Raw genomic sequence first — 13,403 nt, 5'->3', positions numbered from 1 at the left:
CCAGCCGCTCCGGCCCCGGCGGGCACGTCACTGCTGACTGCGACAGCACTCCCAGGAAGCCGCCGTAGCCACGTCACTGCCCACGAACCGCAGTCCGCGCCCGCCCTCGTGCCCCCGTAGACCTCGGTTCGGCGCAGCTCAGTGCTCGGGTGCCGCTTCGGTCGAGGCGGAGCGGAGGATCTGCCTGATGCCGAAGTGGAAGCGGGCCTCGAAGTCGACAGACATGAAGTCCTCCAGCGCCGAGGTGAGTCCGGGGAGCCGGCGCTCGGTCACGTGGGCGCGCAGGCGGTCGCGGTCATCGGCGGGTGCCGCCTGTTCCTCCTGGACGAGGCCCAGGGTGAAGTAGAAGAGGGTCCAGGCCGTCCACGCGGCTGTCCTGCGGGTGGGGCAGCCGCGCAGGAGGGCGGTCAGCAGGCGGTCGGTGAAGGCGAGAGTGCGGGGTTCGGCGGGGAAGGTGTTTGCGACGAGCAGGGCGCCGTCGCGGTGACCGAGCATCGCCTCGCGCAGCCGTCCGAGCAGTTCGGCCGCCTGGTTGTGCCAGTCCTCGGGCAGGTCTTCCAGGCCGACCTCGCCGAGGACGGCCTCGGCCATGGTGTCCAGGAGCCGGTCCTTGGTGCGGATGTGCCACATGACGGTGTTCATGCTGACCCCGAGCTCGGCCGCGATGGCGCGGGTGGAGAGCTTGGTGACACCGCCTCGGTCCAGTACGTCGAACGCCGCGCCGACCACGTGGTCGAGGGTGATCCCGACCTTGGCGGGGGCGGCAGCTTGTTTCTTGGTCACTGATCGAGGGTATCTGGCTCCGGTCACGCTCTTGGTCAGTGATAGAGAGGTGTCGCATGGAGGAAGCGTCGTCATCGCCGGTGGCGGACCGACGGGCCTGTGGCTCGCCTGCGAACTGCGACTGGCCGGCGTCCCCACGGTGATCCTGGAACAGGATGCGGAGATCGATCCGCACTCCCGGGCGCTGACGGTCCACGCCCGCACGATCGAGACCTTCGCGCTCCGCGGAGCGCACCAGCAACTGTTGGCCGAGGGCGGCCGGATGCCCAGCGGACACTTCGCGGTCCTCGACGACCGCCTCGACTTCGCCGGGCTGGACACCGACTTCCCCTACACGCTCACGATCCCGCAGGCGCGCACCACGGAACTGCTCCAGCACCGGGCCGTTTCCCTGGGCGCGGACATCCGCCGCGGGCACCGGGTGACGGACTGCGTGGACACCGGCGACACGGTGGCCGTGTCGGTCGACGGTCCGGGGTGCCTATGCGCTCGATGCCGCGTACACGGTCGGGTGCGACGGCACGCGCAGCACGGCGCGCCGCTGCGCGGGGATCGGGTTCGAGGAAGACCGGTTCACGGCCCTCGGGACGCTGGGCGACGTGGTGCTCGGCGACCCGCCGCCCGGCCCGGCCACGAGCAGGTGGACGGTGCGGGGGGACGTTCATGCTCGTACCGCTGTCCGGCGGCCGGCACCGGATCGTGGTGCACTCGCCCGAGCACCTTCGTGACGACTGGCCGGGCGACCTCACCCTGGAGGAACTGCGGGAGCGGGTCCGGCGCATCGCCGGCACGGACTACGGCATGCACAGCCCCTCCTGGCTGTCCCGCTACAGCAACACCAGCCGCGTTGCCCGCCACTACCGCAAGGGCCGCATCCTGCTGGCGGGCGACACGGCCCACCAGCACATGCCGATGGGCGGCGTGGGGCTGAACGTGGGCGTGCAGGACGCGATGAATCTCGGCTGAAAGCTGGCGGCGACCGTGAGCGGGCGGGCGACGGGACGCGCTGTTGGACACCTAGCACCACGAGCGGCACCCGGTGGGAGAGGACACGATCGAGCACACCCAGGCGCAGACCGCGATCATGTCTGTCTTCTCGCCGCAGGGAGCCGCGCTGCGGTCCCTGCTGGGCAAGCTGATCGCGGAGCAGCCGCAGTTCAACGACGCCTTGGCGCAGCGTCTGTCCGGGTTGTCGGTGGAGTACGCCCTGCCCGGTCAGCGCCATCCGCTCGCGGGCTGCCGGGCGCCGAACCTGAAGCTGTCGGACACGCGGAACCTGTTCGGCCTCCTGCGGGACGGGCGCCCCCTGCTCATCGATTTCGCGCGCGTCGACGGCTTCGACGCCGACGGCCGCTGTGCCGACCGCGCCGCCGCGCCCTGCACCCCATACCGGTGCCCGCAGCCGGCCGAACGGTCCCGTCGGGTATGGGCCGGCGTCAGCGCCGCCCTGATCCGGCCGGACGGGTACGTGGCGTGGGCCTCGGACGACACCGACGCGGCCGCTCTGACGGCCGGGGCCGCGAACGCCGTCGCCGCCCTCCACGATCCGCAGCCCGCACCTGTGCAGCTCGAAGGGGACCCCGCATGATTCACCGCATCGAACCGGAAGGCGTCTACGGCCTTCCGGACCTGCTCCGCCAGATATCCGTCCCGGACGGCCGCCAACTGGCGTTCCTCAGCGGCCAGGTGGCCTGGGACGAGGAGGGCCGCGTCGTGGGGAAGGCGATCATGCGGCGCAGGCCACGCAAGTGGCCCGCCGTATCGACCGCCTGCTCGACGCCCTTGGTGCGCAGCGGCAGGACATCGTCAAGGAGACGATCTACGTCGTGAACCACGAGCCGCATCTGACCCCCGGCATTCTGACGGCCCTGCACGGTTCGCCGCCGCCCTCGTCGACTCTGGTGGGTGTGGCGAAGCTGTTCGCCCCGCAGTTCCTGGTCGAGGTCGAGTGCGTGGTCGCCCTGCCCGGCGGAGAGCGGGAACGCGCGCGATGACCGGCACCGAACAGAGCACCGCCCGTCCCTTCCGCGCGCTGTTCGCGTTCGCGTTCGCGCTCACGGTTTCGGCGGTGCTGCTCGGCAGCACCATCCTCAACGTGGCGCTGCCCACGACGCAGAGCAAACTCGGTGCAGGCAACACCGAACAGCAATGGCTCCTGAACGCCTACACCCTCACCTTCGCCGGCTTCCTGCCCGTGGCCGGAAGCGCCGGCGACAGGTTCGCCCTGAAGCGCCTCCTGGGCCTGGGGAACGGCCGCCTTCGCCGTGACGACGGCAGTGGCCGGATTTCTCGATTCAGCCCCGGGCGTCATCGGCCTCCGCGCGCTCATGGGCGTGGCCGCGGCCACCATCATGCCCGCCACTCTTGCGGTGATCCTGCGGATCTTCCCTCCCGAGCACCGGGCTCGGGCCATCGCCTCGTGGGCGGCGGCATCAGGTCTGTCCATCTCCCTCGGCCCGCTCCTCGGGGGCGCGCTGCTGAGCGCGGGCATGTGGTGGGGCTCCGTCCTCGAACTCGTCGCACCGTTCGCGCTCCTTGGTCTCGCCGCGACCTGGGCGTGGGTTCCGAAGACGCCGGCGAGCGGCGCCGGACAGCTGCGCATGGTGCCCGTCGCCGCTTCCCTGGCGGGTATCGGCCTGCTCGTGTCCGGAGTGGTGCACGCCACCGACGACGGCTGGGGCTACCCGGGATCTGGCTGCCTGCGGCCATCGGCCTGGCTGTGCTGGCCGTACTCGTCCTGGCCGAGGTACGGCACCGGGAGCCGCTCTTGGACGTCCGCCTCTTCAAGCACGCCTCGTTCACCACCACCGCAGTGGCCCTGACGCTCGGCTCCTTCGTCGTCTTCGGCTACCTGTACTTCACCACCTTCTACCTACAACTGGTGTGCGGCTACACGCCGTTGCAGACAGGACTGCTCTTCATTTCACTGTCGGCGGGCCTGGTGGCCGGAGCCCCGCTGTCACAGCGGGCCACACAACGGTTCAGTACCCGGACGACGATCGCTGCCGGCATCGCGCTCATGGGTGCGGCGTTCGCCGGCGTGACCGGGCTGGGCGCTCACACCAGCCCCGCCTGGTTCGTCATGGACGCGTTCGCCCTGCAACTCGGCTTCGCACTCGTCCCGGCGTCCGGCACGACCTTGGCCTCCCCCTCCGTCCCCACCGACCGGGCGGAAGCGGGATCAGCACTGCTGAACACCCTTCGCCAGTTGGGCAGCGCGCTCGGGGTGGCGGTTCTCGGCTCGCCCCTGTGGTCCCGGTACGCGGGCATGATGACCGACCGGCTCGCGGACAGCCCGGCAGACATCCGCCGGACCGCGGCGGAGTCGCTCGCCTCGGCCCTGGGCACGGGCGATCCCGCGGCGACGCAGGCCGCCGCACCGGCGTTCCTCAGCGCCATGCACACGACGACGCTCATCGCCGCCGCAGTATGCGGGATCGCCCTGCTGGTCACACTGTTCATACGCCCGTCCCGCCGGACCGGAATCACCCTTCCGCAAGCCGCCGCACGCGAACGGGAGCGCGCCGGGCACGGCGCATGACCCCCTCGCGGGAAGCTGCCGGCGAGATCGGCTGCTGACAGACCGCGGGATCGTCAGACGACGCGGCGATGCCCAGTTTTTCGGACCAGTGCTTCCATCAGCGCGTCCAGCAGCCCCGGCGCCGCCTGTCGCAGGGTGTCGCACCGCAGGCGGCAGCCCCGCAAGGGGCCGACCAGGACGACACTGCCCGCCCTTCCTGACCACCATGATCTTCGCCGCGTACGGGGCCATGGCGTTCGTCGCCACCCCCTTCTCCGGCCCCCTGTCCGATCGGTACGGCCGCCGCCCCGTACTCCTCGTCGCCGTGGCGCTGCTCCTGGCCGCACTCGCGGGGCTTCGTCTTCGCCACGAGCCCCGCGTCCCTCGTCGTGGCACGGATGCTCAACGGGCTCAGCACCGGCGCGATCGTCGGCGGGGCCACCCTGCTGGACGTGGACCCGGAACGCGCGGCGCGCAGCGCCACCCTCCCCGCCATCGCCTTCAGCGCCGGCATCGCCGTCGCCGCCCCCGGCACCACGCCCCTCGCCCAGACCGGCTTCCCCTCTGCTCTGCCTCGCCGACGCGCTCGCCGCCTTCGTCCTGCTCGTCCCGCTCGCGGTGATGCGCGAACCGCATTCCTCGGCCGGTACGGCAACGCTGGGGGCCCCGCGTTTGCACATGCCCAAGGAGATCCGCGGACGCTTCGTCTTCTCCGTGATCGGCGCCCGGCGCCGTCTGGGCCGCGCTCGGGGGCTGCTTCTCCTACCTGCTCGCTACGGTGCGCTCATCACACCCCCTCCTGGCTGGTGTCGGCGCGGCCTGCGGGGCGACACCACGTTCTTCCCCGTCTTCGCCGTACTCGCGGCACAGCTCTGCCTCTCCGCCATGGTCGTCACAGGAGTGCTGGGGCCTTGGCGACAGCGCTCCGAGGCCGTGCGAACGCCGGAAGCGGCGGTACGGGAGGCGGGCCGGGTCGACTGACCGGTGCACGTCCGGGCGCACCTGGGCAGACGAGCCCCGCCCTCCGGCCCGGCCAGGGTCAGCGCCCATTCCCCACTGGGTGCCGGTCGGCCGGCCTCCTCCAGGTAAGAAAACATTCAGCGCGCCCCGGCCCGCGCCGTGCACCCACCTCGACTTTGGCTGCTCCGGGGCCTGACCCGGCCCCTGCCCCTGCTCCCCAGCCGAGGCGGCGGGTCACTGGTCGGAGTAGCTGAAGTCGCCCACACTCCAAGCACTGATGTCGTCGATGGCCACGCGGTACATCCCGCCCGTCTCCGGGATGCCCACCGTGCCCTGCAGGATCCGGGCGACATGGAAGTGCAGATGGGTGGGCGGCCCGTCCATCTTGGCGGGGGCGTCGAAAACAGCGGAGAATTTGCCCAGGTGGGCGGAGTCCGTCAGCACCTCTGCCGCCCTCTGCCTCCACACGGCTTCGGGGGCCAGGCGACCGGTGATGACGGCACCACCGGTGACCACGGTCAGGGACATCTGGTTGCTCTGCCCGGACTCCACCAGGGCAGCGATAGCGACGATCAGCGCATCAGGCTTCGACATGAGATCCAATCTTATGCCCCGGCACGCCCAGAAGGCTCCGGCGGGGCGCTGCTGCACCGACAGGCGCTTCTGTCTCGCCTACGGCCAAGCCTGGATGCGGCCGCGTGGACCGCGCACGCCCTGCCCCGACGCCGTGACGTGCTGGCAGAACAGCGCGTTGATCGAGCCGAAGGTGCGCAACACGATGCCCTTGGCAGTGGGGGCGTGGGGCGGGGCTGGCTGCACGCTGATCCCGAAGGCTGCGCCACAGCAGCCGCACCGGACGGCCCGCCAGGCCCACCACCCTGCGGATCGCGGTCCAGGACCATACGACCACGATGTCCTGTGCCCCTACCGCCGCCAGCCCGCCCCCCGCACCGCAGGGTCTCCTGGTCCGCACCGCACCCACCCGCCCCCCTACCCCTCACCGCCCCCAGTCGACCGACAGCCCCGAGCACACCGGCTACCCGACTGCAAAAAACACGCGACAGCCTAGACGACCTCGACGACTGGGCCGGCGGGGCCGAACCTGCCGAAAAATCCCGACCCTACGCATGTCGGCAGACGGGACCGCAGACAGCGTCCCGGCTGCTCCGTATCCGCCTCGGCGCTGCCGGCCCAGAGGATGCCGGCGTCGGTGGTGCGGTTGCCGGTAGGCGGGTCGGTGTGTGGGGTGCGGCGGGTGGGTGGGGTCACCAGGTGCCCGATTCCGCTTGGGCGTCATAGACCTGGGACATCAGTCCCTGCGTGCCCATCAGTTCCATCACGGTCCGCATCTGTGAATTCGGCATATTCCGCAGAACCTGCAAGACGACGCTGCGGGATTCTTCTTCCGCCTGCGCGCCGGCACACGCTCCGGAGGCAGCGTCCCGGTGGCCGGTGCCTTGCCGGCCGAAGGTGCACGCGTCAAGGGCGGCCGGCTCCATCAGGTCGACGGGGGGCCGTGACCTGAGGCTGCGCTGCGCCTTCCAGACGGCATGGTTCGCCATGTAGGCCAGGGGGCTGCTGTCCGGGTTCAGTTGCCCTCTCCGAACGCTCGCCTCGATCGCATCGTCTGCGAAGTCGTAGAGACAGGCCTCACCGAAATAGTGGTCACAGTTGCGGATGCGAGAGCGCAGGGCGGCAACGATCCTCCGCCGCGTGCTCTGGTAGTGCCGCTCGTCGGTGAAGGAGAATTCCGCGCCGGGTACGGGTTCCTGAGCGCTCTCGTTCACCACAGCTTGCAATCTTGCTGGTTGCGGTGGTCATGCTCGGCCGGGGCGGTCCGCGGCACGGCAGCCTCCGCTGCGCGTGAGCCGCGACAGGAGACCATCGCGCCCTGGGGCAGTTGCCCGGGCCGGCACTGGGACACGGTCGTTGCCTCGCATCTGTTCATCTGCTGCCGGCATGTAGATACCGGCTCTATGCGTACCGGCCCTTTCCCTTTGAAGCGGCGGAGCAGCGAACCCACCCCCATGGCGCGGGCCGCGGTCACGGCACTCGCCACAGCCACCACGTAGTTCGGGATCTGGGAGGTCATCATTCTTCTCTCGCTCATCCAGAAGAGCTGCGGCCGCCCTTCGTCATTACTAGTCAAGTGAAGAGCCATAACTTAACGCACGCACATAAAAAGCCGCGCAAAATGCACCATATGGATCAATGAGTACCGGCGGTCAACTCTTCCGAAGCCGCACCGGACCCTTCTGCTGGTCCTCGCGGTAACCGGCCCCGGCACGCCCGCTCCGGCACGTCACCGACGTCGCCGCCCTGCTCGTATCCCGCGAAAGGCGAAACGCCGACCACGGCCGGCGGGCTGCCCGCCGAACCGTCAGCAGCGGTGCGCCCAGCGGGCACCGGGCTCGAACACTGCCGGGCGCGGCCCTTTGCGAGGGACGGTGCTGCCCGCGCTGTGGGCATATGGGCCCTGGCCGGGTGGTACGGGCGGTGTACGGTGCTCGCGGGCGAGGCGGTAGTCCCAGCAGGCACCGAAGCCGCCAGTGCTGACCCCGCTCGGAGTTCGAGGACGGCTTGCTTCGGCGCCAGTAAGACTCCAGCCGGCGCTGCCGGGCTGCTCGCCGACGAGGTGCAGCCGCGCGAGGCTGTCCATTCCCGCCTTGCTGCTGAACGTCGACTCGAGGTTCGCCGAGATATTTCCGTAGTTCGCGGACAGCCCCAGCCCGAGACACAGTTCCGCACTCGAGCAGGCGCTGGTCTGCCGGAAGACGATGTCGGGTGACTGGTTCGGCTTGCCGTTCACGGCCGTGCGGATAGCGGCGGGCACGGTCACCCGTCAGGCTCCTCCACCGTCTTGACATCCCCGGCCGAGAGGGCGTCGATGGCGACCTAAAGGGAAGCGCGGTACTCGGCGCGTGCCCCCACCACCTCCGGACTGCCGCGGCCGATCAGCGCCTTCGAGGAGACGATCTCCCCCGGCCACAGGGTGTGCATCCGGGTCGAACGCGATGATCTCACCAGGCATCCTGGTAGAGGTGCCCCTCTGTTTCTTGCCCTCGATGCCCTCGTGCCCGACCGGCTCTTCGGGGCCCTCGTGGCAGTCCCCGCTCTTGTCGTGCGGCGCGAGGGCATCTCACTTCTTCCAGAACAGCCAGCTTCGCGATCGAGTCGGCCTTGCCGCCGCGCGCCCCAGCCTCGGGCGGCCCGGAGGTACTGCCGCTCGCCTGCTCGGTGCCATCACACATCATGACCTGCTTCCCCTCGTGCCGGACCTACCGGCTGCGAGGACTCGAGCCCGGCCGAGGTGCCGGGGCATCAGCCCGTACTCGGTGATGCCTGCGCCGCTGAGGCCGGCGCGGGTGATCCAGCAACGAGCCGTGGGTCCGCCCCCTCGGAACGCGCGCCCGTCCTCTTCAGTGGGCCGTGAGCGGTGGCATCCCGCCCGCAGCAGTACCCCGTACGGACATCCGGCCGACCCCGGCATCCACCCGGCCCGGGGCCACTGCCCGTCCAGGCCCTGTCCCCGTCGCGCACCAGCCCACACCGGCCGCCTGCCGACAGCGGCGCCGGCGTGTCCTGCCACACACGCCCAGTCCCTCATCAGCGCGTGCCTCCACGCCCAGGTCCCCTGTCGTCACTGGGCCGTCCGATAGCCACCCCCTCCGGCGCGGTCGTGATCACCGTCGACAACCGCCTGGCCCCGGAGAACCCGCTCCCGGCCGCCCTGGACGACTCCTACACCGTACTGACCTGGGCATACGAGCACGCGGCGGAACCCGGCATCGAACCGGACCGCGGTCGCAGGCCACAGCGCCGGCGCCAATCTCGCGGCCACTGCGATCCCGTGACGAGCAGGGCCCGCCGATCCGCTTCCAGCTGCTCAACGAGGCCACCCTCGACGACCGGCAGCAGACGCGGCCGGCGCGGAACTCCACCGAGACGCCCTGGAACACGCGCACCGCACGCGCCGTAGCGCTGGGCCACTACCTGGGCTCCCGGCCTGCCACCCCGTACGCCGCACCGGCGCGCGCCACCGACCTGGCCGGCCTCCCGCCGGCCTGCACCGCCACCGCGGAATTCGCCCCGGACCGCGACGAGGGCATCGGCTACGCACTGCGTATGCTCCAGGCCGGCGTGCCCGTCGAACTGCACCAGTGGGTCGGCACATCCCACGGGCCGATGGCGCTCCAGACGGCCGAGGTGTCACAGCGGCAGCTCGCCGCGATCGGCGCGGTGCTGCGCCGCGCACTGGCCGCCTGAGGCCGAACGGCCGTCCACCGGCGGTGAGGAAGAAGGGGACAACGATGACCGCCACGGATCCGACCAGTGCGAAGCAGCACGGGCCACCGCCGGAAGCCGATCCCGCAGCGGCGGCGGGAGGAAGCCCGGCAGCACAGCGCCCGGCGGCGCTGCTGCGCCCGTACGCGGGACGTTTCGCTGCCGTGGTGCTCTCCAGGCCATCGGCGCTGTCGCATGTCTGGCGCCGCTGCCGGCGGTCGACGGGCTGGGCCGGGCTCTGCTGTCGCCGGGCCGGCCGAGCACGGCGGGTCGGGACCGCCGTGCTGGTCGGTGCGGTCGGCGTGCTCGTCCGGCTGCGGTTCACAGCCGCGTCGTCCGCGCTCGGGCACCTGCTCGACGACCGGGTCCAGCTGACGTTGCCGGCAGCTGGCCGCGCAGCTGGAGCGGGTGCCGGTCGGCTGGTTGTCCCGGCGCCGGACCGGTGAGCTGGCCACGGTGGTGGGCGAGGACGTCGGCGCGGTGCACCCGCTCATCGCCTACGCTCCCGGCGAGCTGGTCTCCGCTTTCGGGGCGCCGCTGGTGTCGCTGGCCTGCCTGCTGGCCGTCGACTGGTAACTCACACTGATCACGCTGATGCCGGTGGCGCTGGTCCCGCTGATGACGACGCCAGCCCGGGTGCGGGAGCAGGAGGAGTTCGGCACGGCCAACGAGGCAGCCGCCCACAAGAGCATCGAACGCCTGATAGCGGGCCGGACGGCGGTGACGGTCACGCACCGCATGTGGACCGGATGGTCACGCACCGGATGCGGACCGTCCGACGCGCCGATCACGTCGTCCCCTGGACGGCGGCCGGATCGTGGAACAAGGCCCCATGACGAACTGCTGCGCCACGGCCGCCGCCACGCCGCCTTCTGGAACCCCTGCCGCTGGCCCGGCTACGGACCACAGAAGTGATGAGCCGCCCGTCCCCCTCCCCCGGCCCATAGCCCCTGCGCAGTGCCGGAGCTGGATGTGCCGTTCAACGACCAGGGCTGCACATCGGCGCCGCCCATCACCATGAACGCGAGGCCGCCTCACCCACACGCGAAGCGCGGGCAGCCCCGCCCAGAGCGGAGTGCCCACGAACACCGCCACAAATACTGCCTTCGCCCATATAGGCGAATCGCACCTGCTACCTCAGCCGCAGGCAGCACCGGGCCGGGGCGCATCACCCCCTGGGCGCCGGCCCAGGGCCGACCGCCGCCGTCCTCCGGCGGAAAGACCGCACTGCCGCAGATCTTGACACCATCGCGGCGGGCGGCGTGACGCGCGCTGGGCGGGCGTATCAGCCCGCCACCGGCCGCGCCGGACCGGAACACCAGCACGTCTGCGCCTGCCAGTGGCTGAACGCTGGTAACGGCGGTCTTCCATGCCCTGGGACGGATTCTTGTCCGTGGACCAACTCCGTGCACAACAGGGCCCCGGCCCGCCACCTCCAGGAGTGCCGGCGAGCCGCCCGATGTCAGCGGCGCGCGTGTCCTACCCGCCGTGCGTACGGGCCGCGGCCCTGCCGAACCACGCCTCCGCGAGCGACCACAGCGTCCCCTCGGCGGGTACGGGCAGTTCACGCAGGTACCAGGGGAGATTGCTGTACACGTGCAGCAAGGTGTACGCGAGCAGTTCGCACGGCTCGAAGGTGTGACCGTACGCCGCGGTGAGCCGGGCCAGCAGGTCCGGCTCACCGCGGGTGACGAACAGGCCGACCCCGACGAAGTCGTACGCCCGGTCACCGATCATGGCCGGCTCGAAGTCGAAGAGCCCGGTCAGGCGCCACCCGTCCGGATCGCCAGGAAGTGCTGCCGCATGACCTCGGTGTGCAGCAGGGACCGGCGCGGAGCACACGGCAAGGAGACGGAGGTGAGGAAGTCCGGGATCTGCTCCAGCCAGACGTCCGGCAGCCCGAGGCGTCGCTGCTGCTCCACCGCGGCGGCACTTTGGCGGTCCAGGAAGGAGCCCCAGTCCCCCGGGCCGAGGACGTCCGCGAGCGGATCGGGGTTGAGGCGGTGCAGTACCGCCAGGGCCTCACCGATCTCCGAGACGAGCCGTTCACGATCGCTTCGCGGCACGCGGTGCCAGGCATGGGCGAGGTTCTCGCCGCGCAGCCTGGACATCAGGACGTAGTGCCAGCCGTTCTCGTACGGGCCGAAGCCGCGCACCAGCGGCGTCGGTACCGGCAGCCGCCCCCGGAGGTGGGTGAGGACCCGGCCCTCGGCCATGCCGTCCTGGGCTGCGGCTCCGGGAAAGAGCTTGAGCACGTGCTCGTCACCCACCGCGTAGACCGGCTGCGACCCGTCCGGAAAACGTGTCAGGGGCGCACCGGCGAGACCGAGGCGCGCACACAGGTCCGCCGCGCCGGGGCGCATCACGCTCTCGTCGGGGACGACAGCATCCCACTCGTCGTCCGTCTCCACCCGCGGCAGCATGCTCGGGACCGTAGGGCACTGGTTGACGGCAGGCAACGCAATGTCACGGCCCGGTCGGCTGCTGAGCCGCCGGTGATCGTCGCTGTGCCGCTGGAGCGCACGATGATGCCGGACGGCTTGAGGTCCCGGTGGGACAGGCCTGCCCGGTGGGCGGCGGTCGCGGCGTCCGCGACACGGGCCGCCGAGTACAGGGTCTTCGGCAGAGGCAGACATCCGGCCTTCAGGAAGGACGGTGCGGAGGGACCGGCCGGACAGCAGTTGCACCATCCGGCAGGCGTACAGCCGACTGTCGTGCAGCACGGAGCCGATGTCGCGCACGGCGACGATACGAGGGCGGGACAGACCGTCGGCAGCCACAGCCCGGCGGACAGACCGGACCACCGGGCGGCCAGCTCGCTGCGGACAGCGGCCTTCCCCCGGCGGGCGGCCGAGCGCTTCAGCCGCGCCCAGACCAGGTCAACCGGGGAAGGACCGCCCGCAGGTCCTCCGGTGGCAGAGGCACCCTTCCCTGCGCGCTACGTCACCGGCGAGTGACGGCATAACCCGCGTCGTTGACGGCGCAGGCCCACACGTCACAGTCGGATACTTGCTGAGGTCGGGCTGCCTCTCGGTGATGGTGCGCATCCGAGCCTGCCAGGCGTGCCCGGCGGCCCGCGGCTGCCGTCGCACCCGTCGCTTCCTGAGTGGGCGTCGGGCAGTGCGGTGTGGACCCGACTGGAGATGCGGGAGCCGCGCTGCCGCCGGTCTGCGCCAGGGAGCCCGGGACGCCGGCGAAGACCAGCGCGAGTTCGGGGTTGTCAATCGGCGGCTTCGGGGCCTGGCCCACGACCTTGTCGATGCTCTTCTCGGTCGTGTCCGCAACCGTCAACGGTGCGAGTGTCCTCCGGTGGGCCGGCTCCGCGAGCGTCTGGGCAGCAGCTCCCTCGAACACCTCCGTGGTCCGCCGCCCCGCATCGCAGGCGCGCCGGCATGACCACTGGACGGCTTCACCGGCATTGACCGGGAACGACACGGGGCGAACAGCCTCGCTCGGGTCCGATCTCTCTTGGGCGCTTCCCCCAGTGCCTGAACAGGCGCGGCCGCCGCCCCCAGCAGGCCGCCGAAGCCCTGGGGCCGGTTTCTGGCTGTACGGGAACGGCCGTCGTGCTCGCTGATGTCTTCGCCGGACACCCGCGCGTCATCGCTGCACTGCTACGCGGCGTGACGCTGGCCCTGGCGTGGCTTCGTGCATCCCGAGAGATGACGGCACGTGTCCGGTCCCGATGAAGGAGGGTCGATCTCGCGGAGCCGGCGATCGGTAGGTCGTGCCGTCGAGCGTCGAGTCGCCTGTCCAAAAGGGTGGGGCCGGACTACGACGTGCAACTGGAGAAGGCCCGACGCCGCCGGCGGCCGGTCGATGACGACAGCCTTGAAGACTGAGCGACCGGATCTCC

At 71.0% G+C, this 13,403-nt stretch carries 15 protein-coding genes and 5 pseudogenes; 14 read left to right on the top strand and 6 right to left on the bottom strand.

Translation table 11 applies throughout. The annotated features are described in order from the left end of the window. Positions 1–138: 138 nt before the first annotated feature. Positions 139–783 carry a TetR/AcrR family transcriptional regulator C-terminal domain-containing protein gene (locus ACZ4QV_RS26600; RefSeq protein ID WP_467763489.1) on the bottom strand — a complete coding sequence of 215 codons (645 nt, stop codon included), beginning with the start codon at positions 781–783 and terminating at the stop codon, positions 139–141. Here ACZ4QV_RS26600 and ACZ4QV_RS26595 point away from each other — a divergent pair. The 9 genes and pseudogenes from ACZ4QV_RS26595 to ACZ4QV_RS26555 form a co-directional block, all read left to right on the top strand. Further along, a pseudogene (locus ACZ4QV_RS26595) lies at positions 665–1,237 on the top strand (FAD-dependent monooxygenase); the annotation flags it as partial. The gene ACZ4QV_RS26600 and the pseudogene ACZ4QV_RS26595 sit on opposite strands and share 119 nt — an antisense overlap. Positions 1,238–1,322: 85 nt before the next feature. Continuing rightward, a pseudogene (locus ACZ4QV_RS26590) lies at positions 1,323–1,511 on the top strand (hypothetical protein); the annotation flags it as partial. Continuing rightward, positions 1,447–1,749, top strand: a complete 303-nt coding sequence (locus tag ACZ4QV_RS26585) for an FAD-dependent monooxygenase (RefSeq protein ID WP_361639314.1) — start codon at positions 1,447–1,449, stop codon at positions 1,747–1,749. The pseudogene ACZ4QV_RS26590 and the gene ACZ4QV_RS26585, both read left to right, overlap by 65 nt. A gap of 73 nt (positions 1,750–1,822) precedes the next feature. Continuing rightward, entirely contained in the window at positions 1,823–2,371 is a 549-nt protein-coding gene (locus ACZ4QV_RS26580) for an aromatic-ring hydroxylase C-terminal domain-containing protein (RefSeq protein WP_361639311.1), read from the top strand. Next, on the top strand, positions 2,328–2,777 hold the full coding sequence (locus ACZ4QV_RS26575) for a RidA family protein (RefSeq protein WP_361639360.1): 450 nt from the start codon (positions 2,328–2,330) through the stop codon (positions 2,775–2,777). The genes ACZ4QV_RS26580 and ACZ4QV_RS26575 overlap by 44 nt, the downstream gene beginning before the upstream one ends. Positions 2,778–3,035: 258 nt before the next feature. Continuing rightward, positions 3,036–3,605: pseudogene (locus ACZ4QV_RS26570) on the top strand (MFS transporter); the annotation flags it as partial. Further along, complete coding sequence (locus ACZ4QV_RS26565) at positions 3,551–4,324, top strand: MFS transporter (protein ID WP_467763488.1); 774 nt, start codon at positions 3,551–3,553, stop codon at positions 4,322–4,324. The pseudogene ACZ4QV_RS26570 and the gene ACZ4QV_RS26565, both read left to right, overlap by 55 nt. Positions 4,325–4,529: 205 nt before the next feature. After that, positions 4,530–4,925: a hypothetical protein gene (locus ACZ4QV_RS26560; RefSeq protein WP_361639305.1), complete on the top strand. Its 396-nt coding sequence runs from the start codon at positions 4,530–4,532 to the stop codon at positions 4,923–4,925. A gap of 56 nt (positions 4,926–4,981) precedes the next feature. Beyond that, a complete protein-coding gene (locus ACZ4QV_RS26555; RefSeq protein ID WP_361639302.1) occupies positions 4,982–5,284 on the top strand; it encodes a hypothetical protein in 303 nt (100 codons plus the stop codon). A 213-nt stretch (positions 5,285–5,497) separates the two neighbouring features. Here the strand turns inward: ACZ4QV_RS26555 and ACZ4QV_RS26550 are convergent, their stop codons facing one another. The 4 genes from ACZ4QV_RS26550 to ACZ4QV_RS26535 form a co-directional block, all read right to left on the bottom strand. Beyond that, entirely contained in the window at positions 5,498–5,857 is a 360-nt protein-coding gene (locus ACZ4QV_RS26550) for a hypothetical protein (protein ID WP_361639299.1), read from the bottom strand. Positions 5,858–6,528: 671 nt separating this feature from the next. Continuing rightward, positions 6,529–7,053, bottom strand: coding sequence for a hypothetical protein (locus ACZ4QV_RS26545; RefSeq protein ID WP_467763487.1), 525 nt, complete (start codon positions 7,051–7,053; stop codon positions 6,529–6,531). Positions 7,054–7,643: 590 nt separating this feature from the next. Beyond that, entirely contained in the window at positions 7,644–8,096 is a 453-nt protein-coding gene (locus tag ACZ4QV_RS26540; protein ID WP_361639288.1) for a hypothetical protein, read from the bottom strand. Between the two features lie 62 nt (positions 8,097–8,158). Continuing rightward, positions 8,159–8,287, bottom strand: a complete 129-nt coding sequence (locus ACZ4QV_RS26535) for a hypothetical protein (RefSeq protein ID WP_361639285.1) — start codon at positions 8,285–8,287, stop codon at positions 8,159–8,161. 412 nt (positions 8,288–8,699) lie between these two features. Here ACZ4QV_RS26535 and ACZ4QV_RS26530 point away from each other — a divergent pair, with 412 nt between their 5' ends. The 5 genes and pseudogenes from ACZ4QV_RS26530 (at position 8,700) to ACZ4QV_RS26510 (ending at position 10,462) form a co-directional block, all read left to right on the top strand. After that, complete coding sequence (locus ACZ4QV_RS26530) at positions 8,700–9,242, top strand: alpha/beta hydrolase fold domain-containing protein (RefSeq protein ID WP_467763503.1); 543 nt, start codon at positions 8,700–8,702, stop codon at positions 9,240–9,242. Next, positions 9,134–9,385: pseudogene (locus ACZ4QV_RS26525) on the top strand (alpha/beta hydrolase fold domain-containing protein); the annotation flags it as partial. The gene ACZ4QV_RS26530 and the pseudogene ACZ4QV_RS26525, both read left to right, overlap by 109 nt. A gap of 3 nt (positions 9,386–9,388) precedes the next feature. After that, positions 9,389–9,529: an alpha/beta hydrolase family protein gene (locus ACZ4QV_RS26520; RefSeq protein WP_361639366.1), complete on the top strand. Its 141-nt coding sequence runs from the start codon at positions 9,389–9,391 to the stop codon at positions 9,527–9,529. Between the two features lie 441 nt (positions 9,530–9,970). Further along, positions 9,971–10,123, top strand: coding sequence for a hypothetical protein (locus ACZ4QV_RS26515; protein WP_361639283.1), 153 nt, complete (start codon positions 9,971–9,973; stop codon positions 10,121–10,123). Between the two features lie 18 nt (positions 10,124–10,141). Further along, positions 10,142–10,462: a hypothetical protein gene (locus ACZ4QV_RS26510; protein WP_467763486.1), complete on the top strand. Its 321-nt coding sequence runs from the start codon at positions 10,142–10,144 to the stop codon at positions 10,460–10,462. A gap of 564 nt (positions 10,463–11,026) precedes the next feature. Here ACZ4QV_RS26510 and ACZ4QV_RS26505 read toward each other — a convergent pair. Then, positions 11,027–11,970 (bottom strand): annotated as a pseudogene (locus tag ACZ4QV_RS26505) (aminoglycoside phosphotransferase family protein). Positions 11,971–13,403 lie beyond the last annotated feature (1,433 nt).

It is taken from the genome of Streptomyces sp. NPDC026394 (assembly GCF_055567735.1).
Note: the sequence above shows the minus strand (reverse complement) of the source record. Positions and strands in the feature narration are given on the sequence as shown.